Source organism: Sphingomonas endolithica (assembly GCF_025231525.1).
Taxonomy (GTDB): Bacteria; Pseudomonadota; Alphaproteobacteria; order Sphingomonadales; family Sphingomonadaceae; genus Sphingomonas; species Sphingomonas endolithica.
Window position 1 is genome coordinate 1,512,837 of the sequence record NZ_CP103057.1, and the last position, 14,692, is coordinate 1,527,528.

The following is a 14,692-nucleotide window of genomic DNA, read 5'->3' on the forward strand; positions in this document are numbered from 1 at the left end:
GTAGTTCGCCATTCACGCAACAACCCCGCCTGCCGTCCGTTCTCCTGGCACACCTCTAAAGAATCGGATCAGCACTCATGCGTTTCACCCTGCTCGCCGCCATTGCCGCGGTCACGATCCCGACGATCCCGGCCATGGCGCAATCCAATGCGCGGCAGGAATATCGCGAAGATGTACGCGATGCGCAGCGCGACTATCGCCGCGACGCACGCGATGCGGATTCGCGGGGAGACCTGCGCGAGGCACGGCAGGATTACCGCGAGGACGTGCGCGATGCGCGGCGCGATCGGCGGAGCAACGTGCGGCAGAACCGCGATTGGCGGCAATATCGCAACTATGATTACAACCGCTACGAGCGCGGCCAGAGCACCTATTATGCCGAAAACTATTACCGCGACGGCCGCTATTACCAGCCGCGTCGCCTGACGCGCAACGACCGCATCTACCGCGGCGGCAACGGCCAATATTATTGCCGTCGCAACGATGGCACGACCGGGCTGATCATCGGTGGCCTTGCCGGCGGCCTCCTCGGCAACTCGCTGGCCAATGGCCGGTCGAACACGCTGGGCACGTTGCTGGGCGCGGGTGCGGGCGCGGCGCTCGGATCGTCAATCGATCGCGGCAACGTGCGCTGCCGCTGAGCCTCAACCGGCTGAACTACAATGGGACCTGGCGAGCGATCGCCGGGCCCTTTTCATGTCAGAGGAAGCCGCCGCCCAGCGACAGGCGGACCGCAGCGACGATCAGCACGACGATGTTGAGGTTGCGCCCCATATTGCTGCTCGACATGGCGCCGATCGCCAGACCGACCACGCCGATGATCACTGCCAGCCAGTTGAGCCAGCCGAGCAGCGGGATCAATCCCGGGATGGCGAAGATCAGGGCGAAGAGCCCGATGATGATCGAGAGGATATTGAGCATGGCGGCAACATGGCGGCATTGACCGTCCTGCGCAAGTAGCACGCTCGGGGGCCGAACACGCGATCTTAACCCGCGGGCGGCATAATGCGGCGCATCGTACGGGAGTGATCGATGGTTCGCACTGCAGCTTTGGGCCTGGCCCTGTCCTTTCTCGCGCTCACCGGCTGCGGCAAGCAGGCAGCCGAGCGGAACGTGGATACGCTCGACAACGAGCTGATCGACGGCAATGCGATCGGCAATGCGCGCGACCCGGCGATGATGGGCGCGCTGCAGGACCAGATCATGGTCGATCCCTCGCTCGCCGCGCAGGCCAACAACGATGCCGTCCGCCCCCCTGTCCAGCCCGTGACCGGCGCGGTGCCACCCGACGGGATCGCCGCCGGCAGCAGCGGCGCGATCAGCAGCGCGACAACGTCCGAGAAACTGAAGTCGACGCCGGCGCCCAAGGCCGATTGCCCGCAATGCACCGCCGCGCGCGAATCGTTGACGCTGGGCGCGCTTGCCGCGCGACAGAAGGGCGGCAACACCGCCGCTTGCGCCGGTAACATGCGCTATTCGACACGCTGGTCGCAGCGCCTACCCGGCGATCTGCCGCTCTATCCCGACGCGCGTGTCGTCGAGGCGGCGGGCAACGACGCCAATGGCTGTTCGATCCGCGCGGTGAGCTTCTCCAGTGCAGCGCCGCTGCAGAAAGTGCTCGACTGGTATTATACGCGAGCCACCAACGCCGGCTTCTCGGCCGAGCATCAGGCGAACGGCGCGGAACATGTACTGGGCGGCACGCGCGGTCGCGACGACGGCGCGTTTGCGCTGTTCCTGACCAGCCGCAGCGATGGCGGGACCGATGTGGACATGGTGGCGAATAACGGATCGTGAACGCGCGGCCGCTTACCTGACGAACGGCTGTCAGGTGATCCAGCTCGGCCAGCAACGCGCGGACCATGTCTTCCCCGCAGCGCGAACGATGCACACCGAACCGTAGCCGAAATGGCCTTCTTCCCGGAACGAGACTTCGACCAAGGCGAGACCGCCGTCGGACGAGAAAATCGGGCTGGTATAAGAGACGGCCATTCTGTGCCCTTCATCATCGACATGCGGGTGCGGTTCGCCTAGCCAATCGCATAACGGCTTGAAGGCGTCGGACCTGTATCTGTCCTCGCGGGATGCCAGGTCCGCTAACTCCAAGTCGGTGAGGGCGCGGCGTGCGGCATAGTCAGGAACGAACTTGCTGGGTTCAAGTGATCGCCACGAAGGCCGGACATCCACCGGATGTACGTGTGCCTTGCTGTTGGTGGCGGCCGTGTAGGCGGCCTCCAGCACGCGGCAGGTTCGCGATGCCGCTTCGAACGTAGGCCGTGCCCGCGCCGGTGCTGGAACCATAATCGCCAATGCCACCATTGAAGCAATCAGGCACACAGCCGAGAGGTGCGCGATTGCAGCGCCGCACGCGCAACGACGGACCTGTTCCTGGGACCACCATGCCGCACGCTCTGACTTCAAGGCACTATCTTTGCAGGGAAGCCGCATGGCGGACCCCGGAACAAGTCCGGGGTGACGCTGCCCGGTCGCACTTCGCTCCAGCGGGCCGGATGGCGATGCGGGCTGGTCGGCGTAATTCGCTGCCACGTTAGACACCTTGTCGTCGTTGCCGGCGCAGAGAAGCACTTCCGCTGAGCCGCAGCCACAAAAATTTGGCGATCTCATCCGTTCTGATAGGCAGCTTGTCGGCCGCGGCGTAGCGTCCTCACCGTATAGCAAAAGGGCGGCAGCGAGCGCCTTTCCAATGAGACGGTTCTATTTCACTGCTATCCGCGCTAACGGAGCGGCATGCAGTCCCTTTTTCTCGTCATGGCCGGCGGCGCGCTCGGTTCGGGCGCGCGGTATCTTACCGGGCGCGCCACTTTTGCCGCGTTCGGCGCCGGCTATCCCTGGGGCACGCTCCTCGTCAATCTGCTCGGCGGATGCCTGATGGGCCTGCTGGTCGGCACGCTTGCCCGCATGCCCGCTTCGGCCGAGCATTGGCGGTTGTTGCTGGCGGTCGGCCTACTGGGCGGGTTCACCACTTTCTCTGCCTTTTCGCTCGACGTGGTGACGATGATGCAACGCGGCGATCTCGGCACCGCGGCGCTATATACGCTCGTCTCAGTCGCCGGATCGGTGGTGGCGTTGTTCGCGGGGCTGGCGCTGGCACGCACCATCGGCGCGGGAGCGGTCGCATGAGCGAGGACATGCGCACGTTCGACGTCGGGTTCGACGATGACGGCATCCGGCTCGATCGCTGGTTCAAGCGGCATCAGCCCGACACCAGTTTCACGACGGTCGCGATGTGGGCGCGCACCGGGCAGTTGCGCGTCGATGGCGCGCGCGCGACGCCGGGCGACCGCATCGCCGCCGGACAATCGATCCGTATGCCGCCGCCTGAGCCGGTGCGCGCCGATGCGCCCAAGAAGCGCGAGCACCCCGAGCTTTCGCCCGAGCAGACCAAGTTCATCCAAGAACTGGTGATCCACCGCGATGCGCAGGCGATCGTGCTCAACAAGCCACCGGGACTGGCCACGCAAGGCGGGACCAAGACCTTCGAGCATGTCGATGCGCTGCTGGACGGCGTGCAGTTCGATGGCGAAAGCCGGCCCAAGCTGGTCCACAGGCTCGACAAGGATACGTCCGGCGTATTGCTGATCGCGCGCACGACGCGCGCGGCGGGCTATTTCGCCAAGGCGTTCTCGTCGCGCTCGGCCAAGAAGATCTATTGGGCGTTGGTCGTCGGCGTGCCCTCGATCGAGGACGGCACGATCGACCTGCCGATCGGCAAGCAGCCGGGCAGCGGCGGCGAGAAGATGCATGTCGACGAGGCAGAGGGCTCCCCTGCCCGCACCCGCTACCGCGTGATCGAGATGGCGGGCAACAACACCGCCTGGGTCGAACTGATCCCGCATACCGGGCGCACACACCAGTTGCGCGTGCACATGGCGGCGATCGGCCATCCGATCGTCGGCGACGGTAAATATGGCGGGCAGGCGGCGTTCCTGACGGGCGGTATATCGCGCAAGATGCATCTGCACGCGCGGCGGCTGCGCATCGACCATCCCGATGGCGGGGAGATCGACATCCAGGCCGAACTGCCGACGCATTTCGCTGAGAGCCTGAAGCATCTCGGGTTCGACGAGATGCTCGGCAACATGATGCCGCTGGACACGCCCCCGCCGCCCTCCAAGGCGGTGAAGAAGCAGCAGGCCAAGCAGCACGCCAAGAACGTTCGCAAGGATCGCAAGGGCGAGCGCCGTAATCGTGGCGGCGAGGCTGCGGCGGCGCGTCCGGGGGCGAAGACGCCGGTTGGAGCGAAGCCCAAGCCGAAGCCGAAGCTCAAGGCACCGGGCGCGAAGCCCGGCCCAAAGCCACGGCCGCGGACGCAGGGCTAATGTACCGAAGCACGCGCCACCCCGGCGGACGCCGGGATCCAGTTGTGGAACAGAAGAGATCGTGCGTTGCGCCGCTTCACTGCGACCTTCGCGACTGGACCCCGGCGTTCGCTGGGGTGGTCGGCTGTCGATGACGGCTGCGCTATGAACAAGCTCGCTTTGTTCGATTGCGATGGCACGTTGGTCGACAGTCAGGCGAACATTTGCCGTGCGATGGAGCAGGCGTTCGCGCATCACGGGCTGCAGCCGCCGCCACGTGGCGCGATCCGGCGGATCGTTGGCTTGAGCCTGGTCGAGGCGATGCGCGGGCTGCTGCCCGGGGCCGACGACGCGCAGCATCATGCTTTGGCCGAGGAATATAAGGCGACGTTCCGCCGGATGCGGACGAGCGGCGAGCTGGACGAGGAACCGCTGTTCGACGGCATGGTGGCGGCGCTCGACGTGCTGGCGGCGGATGGCTGGCTGTTCGGCGTGGCGACGGGCAAGTCCGATCGCGGACTGGCGCACGTGCTCGACGCGCATGGCATCGCCGCGCGGTTCGTGACGCTGCAGACCGCCGACCGCCACCCTTCCAAGCCGCACCCGTCGATGATCGAGCTCGCGATGGCCGAGGCAGGCGCTGCGCCGCACACCACGGTGATGATCGGCAACACGAGCTATGACATGGCCATGGCTCGGACGGCCGGCGCGCGGGCGCTCGGCGTCGCCTGGGGATATCATCCGGCCGATGAACTGTTCGCGGCCGGCGCGCACGCCGTCGCGGCGACCGTTGCCGATCTGCCTGCCTGTATGGACGAGACTGAGTGACCGATCCCGATAGCACTGCCCGCAACCGGTATTTCCTGATGACCGCCAGCCGGCTGGCGGGCGTGGCGGGCGCTTTGCTCGGGCTGGTGCTGATCGGCCGCGGGGTGGCGGCGGAGCAGAAGGCGATCGGCGTGGCGCTGGTGCTGTCGGCGATGGTGGTGATGGCCGTGGTGCCGCGCGCGCTGGCGCGCCGCTGGCGCACGCCGCCCGAGGCTTGAGGCGCACGTGAAAAGGTTCTGGAGCGAGGTCGGCGTGGACGCCGCGGGCGTGGTGACGCTCGACGGCAAGCCGGTGCGCACCCCCGGGCGCCTGCCGCTGGCGATCCCCTATTCTGCGCTGGCAGAGGCAGTGGCGGACGAATGGCGCGCGGTGACGGGCGAGATCGACCCGCGCACGATGCCGCTGACCGGGCTCAGCAACGCCGCGATCGAGCGCATTCCGGCCGACCAAGCGACGTTCGCGGCAAGTCTCGCGCGCTTCGGGGAGACAGATCTTCTCTGCTACCGCGCGGAGGATCCCCCGGCCTTGGTCGCCCGTCAGGCGGCATTATGGGATCCGCTGCTCGCCTGGGCGCGGACGCGGTACGACGTGCATTTCGAGGTGGTGAGCGGCATCATGCACCGGGCGCAGCCCACCGCGACGATCGCGCGGCTGAGCGGTGCGGTGGCGGCGCGGACGCCGTGGGAACTGGCGGGACTGGCACCGATCGTGACGATCGGCGGGTCGCTGGTCGCGGCGCTGGCGCTGCTGGAGGGGGGGACGAGCGCGGACGAAGCGTGGCGCGCGGTGGAGGCGGACGAGGATTGGCAGACCGAGCAATGGGGCCGCGACGAGGTGTCGCTTGCCGCGCTGGAGGCACGCCGCCGCGACTTTCATGGCGCGGCGCGGTTCTTGGGGCTGTTGCGCTAAGGGGAGCGGGATCGCTCTTGCTGTTCCCCGGCGAAGGCCGGGGCTCGGTTGCGGGACATGGATTGGCACGGACGGCGCTTCGTTAGAGCGACCTTCCCGACTGGACCCCGGCCTTCGCCGGGGAACAAGGAGGCAGCGGCCGCGCTTGAAAGTTAAGCCTTGCCCGGCTTGAACGTCATCGCCACGCCGTTCATGCAGTAGCGCTTGCCGGTCGGCTTGGGCCCGTCGTCGAACACATGGCCGAGATGCCCGCCGCAGCGGCGGCAATGCACTTCGACCCGACTGAAGCCGAGCGAGCCGTCGTTGCGGGTGCGCACTGCGTTGGCGAGCGGCTGCCAGAAACTGGGCCAGCCCGTGCCACTTTCGAACTTGGTCGCCGAGGAATAGGCCGGCAACCCGCACCCTGCGCACGAGAAGATGCCGGCGCGGTGTTCCTTGTTGAGCGGGCTTGTGAACGGCACCTCGGTCGCCTCGTGGCGCAGCGTGCGATATGCCGCGGGCGACAGCTTGGCCTTCCACTGCGCGTCGGTCAGCACGACCTCGAACTTCTCCGGTGCGGCGGTGGCACCACGACAGCCGAACAGCGCGAAGGCGACGGCGCCGGTGCCGGCCAGGGTCAGGAAGGTACGGCGATCGGTGGTCATGGGGCGTCTCTCGGTGGGCTGGTGCGGGTCGTATATAGATACGGTGACCGGCCGGTTCGAGATGCAGCGATTGCCCGTCTTTAGAAGCGAGCTCAGTACGAGCTGATCGTCACCGGCAGCTTCCGGTAGCCATGGACGAAGCACGCCGCCACGCGCTCCGGTTCGCGCAAGACATTCACCCGCATGCGCCGCGCGGCCATTTCCTCGAGCAACGTCGCGATCTGCAATTCGGCCAGCCGCGCGCCGACGCAGCGATGGATGCCGTGACCGAATGCCAGATGCCGGCGCGCATTGGGCCGATCGACGATGATCCGGTCGGCATCCTCGAACACGCTCTCGTCGCGATTGGCCGACAGGTACCACAAGGCAAGCTTGTCGCCCTGGCGGATCTGCTGGCCCATCAGCTCCGCATCACGCGTCGCGGTGCGGCGCATGTGCGCGAGCGGCGTCTGCCAGCGGATGATCTCCTGGACCGCATTGGGGATCAGCGACGGATCGGTCTCCAGCTTGCCGCGGGCGTCGGGAAACTTGTCCAGGCCGTAGGCCGCCGCGGTCATCGAGTTGCGCGTGGTATCGTTGCCGCCGACGATCAGCAGGATGAGATTGCCGAGGAATTCCAGGTGATCCATCTCGCGCATCGCATCCGAATGGATCATCATCGAGATGAGATCGGGCGTCGGCGGCTGCCCGACCTTCTGGTCCCACAATTTCTGGAAATAGGCGCCGCACGCATACATGTGGCTCAGCCGTTCGGCACGGTGCGCCTCGTCCTTGGCCAGTTCGATGTCCCCCGCCCAATCCGACCAGAAGGTCAACTTGCGCCGGTCCTCCCACGGAAAGTCGAACAGGATTGCCAGCATCTGCGTGGTGAGTTCGATCGAGACGGTGTCTACCCAATCGAATTCCTCACCCCAAGGCAGCGAATCGAGGATCTCGGACGTGCGCGTGCGGATGTTCTCGCTCATCCGCACCATTTCGGAGGGCGTGAAGGCCGGCGCCACCGTACGCCGTTGGCCGGTATGCTTGGGCCGGTCCATGGCGATGAACATCGGCATGCGCACGGCATCCTTATGCTCGATGAACTCGGCGATGGTGATGCCGCCGGCCTGGCTCGAATACAGATCGGGCAGCGATTCCACCTCGACGATCGGCTTGTAGCTCGAGATCGACCAATAAGGCCCGAAGTCGCTATGCTCGACCTTGTGCACCGGTGCTGTCGCGCGCAATTCGCGGAACGGCGCGTGCCAGGCGTCGTCGCGGTACAATGCCGCGCGGCTGACATCGAGCGGATCGACGCTCCGCACCTGCTCCGGCTTCGTGGCCATTGCGCTCTCCTTTTGACCAAAGAAGAGCGCCAACCGACTGGCCGGTCAAGAGCGGCCGCCGACAAGTGCGGCGGACCGAGCCTCAGCGCCGCCCGAATATTGCCTTCAGGCTGAACTTGCCGCTGCCCGATTGCAGCACCCCGCGGCGGAACGCGCGCGCACCGATCGTGATGACGATGCCGACCCACAGCAGCTGCCACAACAAGGCCAGGACATGCGGCCACAGGCGCGGATCGTTCGCCGCGCGCGCCGCCATCGCGAACGGCGAGGAAAAGGGAAACAACTCCGCGAACAGCGCCACCGGCGTGCCCGGGCGCGACGCGGCGACCGAAGCGAGCCCGAACATCGCCACCTGCACGATGGTGATCGGCAGCGACAACATCTGGATCTCGCGCATCGTCGATGCCTGCGCGCCGACGCTCAGGAACACCGCGCCGAGCAGCAGATAGGCCATGGTGAAATAAGCGAAGAACAGCACCACGAAGGCCGGCATGCCGATCGCCGGACCGATATCGGCCATCGCGCGCGCCATGCCCGGCGGCATGATCGCGCCGATCTGGCTGACCAGCGTCCCCCAGAAGACAACGAACAGCACCGCCACACCGAACATGCCGAGCAATTTGCCGAGAAACACCGATTCGAGCGGTACGGCGGCGGCGAGCACTTCGATCACCTTGTTGCTGCGCTCCTCGGCCATCGTGCCAACCGCCTGCCCGGCGAGCAGCAGCGTCAGGAAGAAGATGCCGAAGACGGTGAAGAACGCCGCCTGGTTCTTGCCGCCGATCGAGGTGCGCGCACGCACCACCGATTGCTTGGTCGCGTTGCTGAGCGGCGCAGCGCCGCCGCTGCGCTCGGCCCGCAGCGTCGCTTCGGCGAGTTCGGCGAGGTAATCGGCGGTCCGTGATCCCGCCGCGCCGTACAGGATCGTCGGCTTGGCGAGCGGGCCGTACAGCACCGAGGAGACGTCATAATCCTTGGCGTCCATCTCGCGGCGTGCCAGCGCCGCCGGGTCGGCGGTTGGCGCCTCGATCGTCAGCGCCGGCGGGCGTTCGTCACGCCCGCGGAACACGCGGCGCAGGCGCGTATCGAGCGCCTTCATGATCGCCCCCTGATCGGCGGGCACGATCGCGACCATCCGGACCTTGTCCTCCGATCCCTTGGAGACGCTCGCCGCGCCCAGGCCGCCAATGGCGCCGAACGACCCCATGATCAGTGGCGCGAACAGGAAGATCAGGAAGGTCGGCGTGAACACCGTGGCGATGAAGTCGCGCCTTGCGATGGTCAGCGTCTGGCGGATCAGGCGGCGCATGTTGCCCGGGGATGCGTCGCTCATGCCGCTTGCTCCAGCGATAGCGCTTCATCGTCGCGCGCACTCGCGCCGACGATGCGGACGAAGGCATCGTGCAGGCCGGGGCGGTCGATCGACAGGCCGGATATGCCGTATCCGGCATCGATCAGCGTCTTCAAGATGCGTTCGGCGCCATCGTCGGGCACGGTGAAGCGCCAGCCGTCGCTCGCCCGCTCGGCATCCGCGGGCAGCAGCGCCGCGATGCCGTCGGCGTCATGATGCGGCACGTAATGCGCGCGCATCGGCAGCGTGCCGCGCGCGTCCGCAACCGTGCCCTCGAAGCGACGCTTGCCACCGGCGATGATCGCCAGCCGGTCGCACAGTCGCTCGGCATGCGCCATGACATGGGTGGAGAACAGGATCGTCGCCCCGCGATCGCGCTCGGCGACGATCAGCGCCTCTAGCCGTTCCTGGTTGACCGGATCGAGCCCGGAAAAGGGCTCGTCGAGCACCAGCAGATCGGGGCGATGCACGACCGACCCCAGCAACTGCACGAGCTGCGCCATGCCCTTGGACAATTTGCGGATCTTCTGGTCGACGGCATAGCCGAGGCCCGCCGCCTCGAGCAGCTCGACCGCCCGCGCGCGCCCGGTCTTCAGATCCAGCCCGCGCAACGCGCCCAGGAACGCGATCGCGTCTTTGGCCTTCATCGCCGGATACAGCCCGCGTTCCTCGGGCAGATAGCCGACGCGGTCGCTCGCCTCGCGCGGCCGATCATGGCCGAGCAGCGTGCGATGGCCGGCATCGGGTTCGATGATCCCCAGCAACATCCGCAACGTCGTCGTCTTGCCCGCGCCATTCGGCCCCAGCACGCCGTAGATCATGCCCTTGGGCACGGCGATGTCGATCCCGTCGACCACGCGCTTGCCCCCGAAATTCTTTACCAGCCCGGTCGCGCTGATCGCTAGGTCTGTTGTCACGATATCCCCAAGTCGCCGTTCGCCCTGAGCCGGTCGAAGGGCAAGCGTAGCGCTTGGGCTTCGACAGGCTCAGCCCGAACGGAGTGTTATGCATGGCCAACTCTTGCGGCTGTGGTAGCGGGGAGAAGTGGATCAAGACAAGTCATTGACCGACCGGCTGAAAGCGAAAGCCGCGGAATTCGGCTTTGCGGCGTGCGGCGTGGCGCGCGCGGATGCGGCGCCGCGCACGGCAGAGCGGCTGCGGCAATGGCTGGGCGACGGCATGCACGGCGGCATGATCTGGATGGAGGAGCGCAGCGCGCAGCGCGAATCGCCTGCGGCCTTGTGGCCCGAGGTGCGATCCGTGATCGCGCTCGGCATGAGCTATGCGCCCGCCACCGATCCGCTGGCGCTGGCCGATGCCGGCGAGATCGGCCGCATCTCGGTCTATGCGCAGGGCGGCGACTATCACGACGTGATCAAGCGCAACTTGAAGGCGCTCGCACGCTGGCTGGTCGCCGAGCTGCCGTCGGACCTGCCCCACGATCTCAAGGTGTTCGTCGATACCGCGCCGGTGATGGAGAAGCCGCTGGCCGAGGCAGCCGGGCTCGGCTGGCAGGGCAAGCACACCAATCTGGTCAGCCGCACGCATGGCAGCTGGCTGTTCCTGGGCGCGATCTACACCACGCTCGATCTCGCGCCCGACAGCGCCGGGCCGGATTCATGCGGCTCGTGCGATGCCTGCCAGCGCGCCTGCCCCACCGCCGCCTTCCCCGCCCCCTACCGACTGGATGCGCGGCGTTGCATCTCGTACTTGACGATCGAGCATGCCGGCCCGATCCCGGAGGAGTTCCGCGCTGCGATCGGCAACCGCATCTATGGCTGCGACGATTGCCTGGCGGTGTGCCCGTGGAACAAGTTTGCCGCGTCGGCGCACGCCAACCTGGCCTTCGCCCCCCGCGCCGAACTCACCGCACCGGCCCTCGCCGACCTGCTGGGGCTGGACGATGCCGGGTTCCGCCAGGTGTTCGCGGGCTCGCCGATCAAGCGCATCGGGCGGGACCGGATGGTGCGCAACGCGGCAATCGCGGCAGGAAATAGCGGATCGGCGGCGTTGATAGCGCCGCTGTCACGCTTGCTGGCCGATGAGTCGGACGTGGTGCGCGATGCGGCAGGCTGGGCGTTGGCGCGGCTCCCAGCCTTGTCGCAATAGCTGCGATGTTCGATCAAGAATGGTGCATGTCGGAGGGCACAAATTTTTGGGGGTAGCTGGTGCAATGCGCCTGACCTAGTTCCAGGGGTGTATGAGCATGCAGGCTGAAAGCGGTTCTTGGGCGCTGACCGAAAAGGAGAAGCAGACCCTTCGCCTCATCGTCCGTGGTCATGACGCAAAATCGGTTGCCCGCAATCTTGGGCTATCGGTCCACACGATCAACGAACGGCTTCGCGACGCGCGCCGCAAAATGGCGGTGTCGAGCAGCCGCGAAGCCGCGCGCCTGTTGCTGGAAGCCGAAGACGGAGCGCGGTCGCCGACCCCCGATTTGTTGAGGGACGTGGAAATCGGGGAAGACGAGTCTGGCGTCGATGTCGATCAGGCAGAAACGCCAATCAGCGGCGTGAGGCCAGTAGATCGCTCGCCTCGACTAATCATCGGAGTCCTGCTCATGACCTTCGCTCTCGGCCTATTAGCGCTCGCCGTCCTGCCCCCCGCTGGCGCGCCTCCCTCAGCGGCGCTGACCGTTTTACAGACCGCGCCGGACGCTGCGGTAGTGGATGCGGCGCGGCAATGGCTGGTCCTGGTGGATCAAGCACGGTGGGACGACAGCTATCGCGGCACCGGCACCGCGTTCCAGAAGCTTAACACTGCGGAGGTCTGGGCCGCGACGTCCGAAAAGGTCCGCGTGCCGTTGGGAGCGGTCCTCTCGCGGACGTTCGTCAGCCAGCAGGATCTGCCCGCCCCGCCGGCCGGCTATCAGGTGGTCAAGTTCCATACCCGCTTCGCCAACAAGGAAGAGGCGATCGAGACGGTGTCGCTCGAGCGCGAGCGCGGCGCCTGGCGGATCGTCGGCGTGACGATCGAATGAGGATGGCGCGCGGCTACTTCCCGCCGCGCGCTTTCATCTGGATCGCCGAGACGCAGCTCGCGCGGTCGACCGGACTGCCGTCGCTCTGCCGCGCGTCGAGATAGGTGACCACCGGCTCGGGCTTGCCCTTGGGGTACAGATACGCATCCAGCACGCACGTGCCGCTGGCGAATTGCAGCTTGCGTGCGGCGCCCTCGGTCAGGTCGGCGACCGGCGTGCCGAACCGCGCCACGAGCCCGCGCGCATTTTGCCCGAGCACGCCCTCCAGCCCCAACGTGCCGGTCGGGATCGGCACCGCTGCGGCGCGCGCCGGCCGCGCCGTCTGGCCGCTGGTGCAGCCGGCGAGCAGCAGTCCAGTGATCGATGCCAATAAGAGCCGCTTCATGTCCGTCCCCGATGAAACCAGTGCGTGGCCATTGCGGCGCTTATAACCGGCGCCACCAGATTGACGACCGGCACGACGAACAATCCCGTGCCGATCAGCCCGAGCGCGAAACGGCTGAGCGCGGTCGAGCCGCGAAACGCCCGCAACTCGGCCGGCGCCAGGTGCCGCACCGCCACCATGTCGCTCAGATCGCGACCGAGCAGCCAGCCATTGACCAGGAAGAACAGGATCGCCGGTCCGATCCCGGTGGCGAGCAGCAGGAGGTACAGCGGCGCCAACGCCACGTTGACGACCACGAAGCGGCCCGCCGATCCCAGCCCCATCATGAGCGAGCGTGCGAGCGACACTGTCCGCGAGGCGGTCAGCGCGGTCGGATAGTGTTTCGCCTCGACGGCCAGCACGATCTCGTCGGCGAACACCCCGATTACCAGCACCGCGACGCCGCGAAACAATATGCCCGAGGCGACCAGCACCAACACCACAGCCGCCACCCCGACCACGCCCTGCGCCCCCGCACCGAAGCCGTAATAGACCGCGAGCCAGGTCAAGCCGTACCAGGCCGCCGTGCCGAGCGCGCCGAGCAGCAGCACGGTCAACGCCAGCGATTTGAGGAACACGCCGATAAAGCGCCGGTCGCCAAGCTGCGCGACGGACAGGAAAAAGGCGTGGATCATGTACGACGTGTACGCCGCACGGCTCTTAAGTCCAGTCGCTCCCCCTGCGCTTGCAGGGACGGGAGTTGGTTGCACGCTTGCGCGCCTCTCACTACGGCCAAGCACAACTTGATCCGCCTAGGAGCGCCCTCATCTTGACCACGCCTACCTATCACGTCGTCGCCATCGGCAACGCCATCGTCGATGTCCTGTCGCACTCCGACGACGCCTTCCTCGCGGCCGAAGGCATGGCCAAGGGCTCGATGCAGCTGATGTTCTCGCCGCAAGAGGCCGATGCGCTGTACGACAAGATGGGCCCGGGCATTGAGGCGTCGGGCGGCTCGGCGGCGAACACCGTGGCCGGCATCGCGGCGCTGGGCGGCAAGTGCGGCTTTATCGGCCAGGTCGCGCGCGACCAGCTGGGCGACGTGTTCGCGCACGACATCCGCGCGATGGACGTGGCGTTCGACACCGCGGCCCGAGACGGCGAGCCGACCACAGCACGCTGCCTGATCTTCGTCACGCCGGATGGCCAGCGCACGATGAACACCTTTCTCGGGGCCTCGCAATTCTTGCCCGAAGCGGCGATCGATCGCGCGATGATCGCCGACGCCGCGATCCTGTATCTCGAAGGCTATCTGTGGGATCCGGAAGAGCCCCGCGCCGCGATGCGCGCCGCGATCGAGGTTGCGCGCAAGGCCGGCCGCAAGGTCGCCTTCACGCTGTCGGACGTGTTCTGCATCTCGCGGCACGGCGGCGACTTCCGCAAGCTGATGGCGGATGGCCTGATCGACATCATGTTCGCCAACGAAGCCGAAATCCTGGCGCTGATGGAGCAGGAGGATTTCGACTCAGCCGTTGCCGCCGCTGCGGCGCAGGTGCCGATGCTGGTAGTGACGCGCAGCGAACAGGGCGCGATCGCCGTGTCGGGCGGCAAGACGATTTCGGTGCCGGCGGCGCCGGTCGATCGCGTGGTGGACACGACCGGGGCGGGCGACCTGTTCGCCGCCGGCTTCCTGTCGGGCCAGGCGAACGGCAAGAGCATCGAACAGTCGCTGAAGCTGGGCGCGCTATGTGCCGCCGAGATCATCAGCCATGTCGGCGCGCGACCGCAGGTGGACCTGAAGGCGTTGGCGGCGAAGCTGGACTGAAAACCTGCTGTTCCCCGGCGGAGGCCGGGGCCCAGTAGCGAGGCAGCAGAAAGGAGCCGCGGCGCTCCGTTACGATGACCTTCCCGCCTGGGCCCCGGCCTTCGCCGGGGAACAGACGAGAGAAAGGCCGGGGATCGCTCCCCGGCC

The 14,692-nt window shown here is 66.9% G+C and carries 18 protein-coding genes; 10 read left to right on the forward strand and 8 right to left on the reverse strand.

The annotated features are described in order from the left end of the window. Positions 1-77 precede the first annotated feature (77 nt). Positions 78-641, forward strand: a complete 564-nt coding sequence (locus NV382_RS07125) for a glycine zipper 2TM domain-containing protein (RefSeq protein ID WP_260599812.1) — start codon at positions 78-80, stop codon at positions 639-641. Positions 642-699: 58 nt separating this feature from the next. Here the strand turns inward: NV382_RS07125 and NV382_RS07130 are convergent, their stop codons facing one another. Then, the gene (locus NV382_RS07130) at positions 700-921 is read right to left on the reverse strand and encodes a hypothetical protein (protein ID WP_260599813.1); all 222 of its coding nucleotides are present in this window, start codon (positions 919-921) and stop codon (positions 700-702) included. 111 nt (positions 922-1,032) lie between these two features. Here NV382_RS07130 and NV382_RS07135 point away from each other — a divergent pair, with 111 nt between their 5' ends. Beyond that, positions 1,033-1,797 (forward strand): hypothetical protein, encoded by a 765-nt coding sequence (locus tag NV382_RS07135; protein WP_260599814.1) that lies wholly within the window; start codon positions 1,033-1,035, stop codon positions 1,795-1,797. Between the two features lie 30 nt (positions 1,798-1,827). Here NV382_RS07135 and NV382_RS07140 read toward each other — a convergent pair whose 3' ends face one another. Next, positions 1,828-2,319, reverse strand: coding sequence for a hypothetical protein (locus NV382_RS07140; protein WP_260599815.1), 492 nt, complete (start codon positions 2,317-2,319; stop codon positions 1,828-1,830). A 429-nt stretch (positions 2,320-2,748) separates the two neighbouring features. Here NV382_RS07140 and crcB point away from each other — a divergent pair, with 429 nt between their 5' ends. The 5 genes from crcB (at position 2,749) to NV382_RS07165 (ending at position 6,056) form a co-directional block, all read left to right on the forward strand. Next, positions 2,749-3,141, forward strand: coding sequence for a fluoride efflux transporter CrcB (crcB, locus tag NV382_RS07145; protein ID WP_260599816.1), 393 nt, complete (start codon positions 2,749-2,751; stop codon positions 3,139-3,141). Next, on the forward strand, positions 3,138-4,340 hold the full coding sequence (locus NV382_RS07150; RefSeq protein ID WP_260599817.1) for an RluA family pseudouridine synthase: 1,203 nt from the start codon (positions 3,138-3,140) through the stop codon (positions 4,338-4,340). The genes crcB and NV382_RS07150 overlap by 4 nt, the downstream gene beginning before the upstream one ends. A gap of 144 nt (positions 4,341-4,484) precedes the next feature. Then, entirely contained in the window at positions 4,485-5,147 is a 663-nt protein-coding gene (locus NV382_RS07155) for an HAD-IA family hydrolase (protein WP_260599818.1), read from the forward strand. Then, positions 5,144-5,365 carry a hypothetical protein gene (locus tag NV382_RS07160; protein WP_260599819.1) on the forward strand — a complete coding sequence of 74 codons (222 nt, stop codon included), beginning with the start codon at positions 5,144-5,146 and terminating at the stop codon, positions 5,363-5,365. Before NV382_RS07155 ends, NV382_RS07160 begins: the two co-directional genes overlap by 4 nt. Before the next feature lie 7 nt (positions 5,366-5,372). Further along, positions 5,373-6,056 (forward strand): ATP12 family chaperone protein, encoded by a 684-nt coding sequence (locus tag NV382_RS07165; protein WP_260599820.1) that lies wholly within the window; start codon positions 5,373-5,375, stop codon positions 6,054-6,056. Between the two features lie 152 nt (positions 6,057-6,208). Here NV382_RS07165 and msrB read toward each other — a convergent pair whose 3' ends face one another. The 4 genes from msrB to NV382_RS07185 form a co-directional block, all read right to left on the reverse strand. Beyond that, positions 6,209-6,700 carry a peptide-methionine (R)-S-oxide reductase MsrB gene (gene msrB / locus NV382_RS07170; protein ID WP_260599821.1) on the reverse strand — a complete coding sequence of 164 codons (492 nt, stop codon included), beginning with the start codon at positions 6,698-6,700 and terminating at the stop codon, positions 6,209-6,211. Positions 6,701-6,792: 92 nt separating this feature from the next. Beyond that, a complete protein-coding gene (locus tag NV382_RS07175) occupies positions 6,793-8,025 on the reverse strand; it encodes a cytochrome P450 (RefSeq protein ID WP_260599822.1) in 1,233 nt (410 codons plus the stop codon). Positions 8,026-8,107: 82 nt separating this feature from the next. Continuing rightward, positions 8,108-9,358: an ABC transporter permease gene (locus tag NV382_RS07180; RefSeq protein WP_260599823.1), complete on the reverse strand. Its 1,251-nt coding sequence runs from the start codon at positions 9,356-9,358 to the stop codon at positions 8,108-8,110. Then, positions 9,355-10,293: an ABC transporter ATP-binding protein gene (locus tag NV382_RS07185; protein ID WP_260599824.1), complete on the reverse strand. Its 939-nt coding sequence runs from the start codon at positions 10,291-10,293 to the stop codon at positions 9,355-9,357. Before NV382_RS07185 ends, NV382_RS07180 begins: the two co-directional genes overlap by 4 nt. A 127-nt stretch (positions 10,294-10,420) precedes the next feature. On the opposite strand from NV382_RS07185, the gene queG reads away from it, so the two are divergent. Then, positions 10,421-11,485: a tRNA epoxyqueuosine(34) reductase QueG gene (queG, locus tag NV382_RS07190; protein ID WP_260599825.1), complete on the forward strand. Its 1,065-nt coding sequence runs from the start codon at positions 10,421-10,423 to the stop codon at positions 11,483-11,485. A gap of 91 nt (positions 11,486-11,576) precedes the next feature. Beyond that, entirely contained in the window at positions 11,577-12,356 is a 780-nt protein-coding gene (locus tag NV382_RS07195; protein WP_418066767.1) for a helix-turn-helix domain-containing protein, read from the forward strand. A gap of 13 nt (positions 12,357-12,369) precedes the next feature. On the opposite strand, the gene NV382_RS07200 is transcribed toward NV382_RS07195, so the two are convergent. Further along, positions 12,370-12,741, reverse strand: coding sequence for a hypothetical protein (locus NV382_RS07200; RefSeq protein ID WP_260599827.1), 372 nt, complete (start codon positions 12,739-12,741; stop codon positions 12,370-12,372). Beyond that, positions 12,738-13,415 (reverse strand): EI24 domain-containing protein, encoded by a 678-nt coding sequence (locus NV382_RS07205; RefSeq protein ID WP_260599828.1) that lies wholly within the window; start codon positions 13,413-13,415, stop codon positions 12,738-12,740. Before NV382_RS07205 ends, NV382_RS07200 begins: the two co-directional genes overlap by 4 nt. 134 nt (positions 13,416-13,549) lie before the next feature. Between NV382_RS07205 and NV382_RS07210 the strand changes: the two genes are divergently transcribed. Continuing rightward, a complete protein-coding gene (locus NV382_RS07210) occupies positions 13,550-14,545 on the forward strand; it encodes an adenosine kinase (RefSeq protein ID WP_260599829.1) in 996 nt (331 codons plus the stop codon). The last annotated feature ends 147 nt before the right edge of the window (positions 14,546-14,692 follow it).

Bases quoted from the DNA above. Each gene is read 5' to 3' on its own strand.
- NV382_RS07130 (WP_260599813.1), bottom strand. From the start codon at position 921: ATGCTCAATATCCTCTCGATCATCATCGGGCTCTTCGCCCTGATCTTC.
- NV382_RS07155 (WP_260599818.1), top strand. From the start codon at position 4,485: ATGAACAAGCTCGCTTTGTTCGATTGCGATGGCACGTTGGTCGACAGT.
- NV382_RS07180 (WP_260599823.1), bottom strand. From the start codon at position 9,358: ATGAGCGACGCATCCCCGGGCAACATGCGCCGCCTGATCCGCCAGACG.
- crcB (WP_260599816.1), top strand. From the start codon at position 2,749: ATGCAGTCCCTTTTTCTCGTCATGGCCGGCGGCGCGCTCGGTTCGGGC.
- msrB (WP_260599821.1), bottom strand. From the start codon at position 6,700: ATGACCACCGATCGCCGTACCTTCCTGACCCTGGCCGGCACCGGCGCC.
- NV382_RS07205 (WP_260599828.1), bottom strand. From the start codon at position 13,415: ATGATCCACGCCTTTTTCCTGTCCGTCGCGCAGCTTGGCGACCGGCGC.
- NV382_RS07125 (WP_260599812.1), top strand. From the start codon at position 78: ATGCGTTTCACCCTGCTCGCCGCCATTGCCGCGGTCACGATCCCGACG.
- NV382_RS07200 (WP_260599827.1), bottom strand. From the start codon at position 12,741: ATGAAGCGGCTCTTATTGGCATCGATCACTGGACTGCTGCTCGCCGGC.
- NV382_RS07140 (WP_260599815.1), bottom strand. From the start codon at position 2,319: ATGGTGGCATTGGCGATTATGGTTCCAGCACCGGCGCGGGCACGGCCT.
- NV382_RS07135 (WP_260599814.1), top strand. From the start codon at position 1,033: ATGGTTCGCACTGCAGCTTTGGGCCTGGCCCTGTCCTTTCTCGCGCTC.
- NV382_RS07195 (WP_418066767.1), top strand. From the start codon at position 11,577: ATGAGCATGCAGGCTGAAAGCGGTTCTTGGGCGCTGACCGAAAAGGAG.
- NV382_RS07150 (WP_260599817.1), top strand. From the start codon at position 3,138: ATGAGCGAGGACATGCGCACGTTCGACGTCGGGTTCGACGATGACGGC.
- NV382_RS07175 (WP_260599822.1), bottom strand. From the start codon at position 8,025: ATGGCCACGAAGCCGGAGCAGGTGCGGAGCGTCGATCCGCTCGATGTC.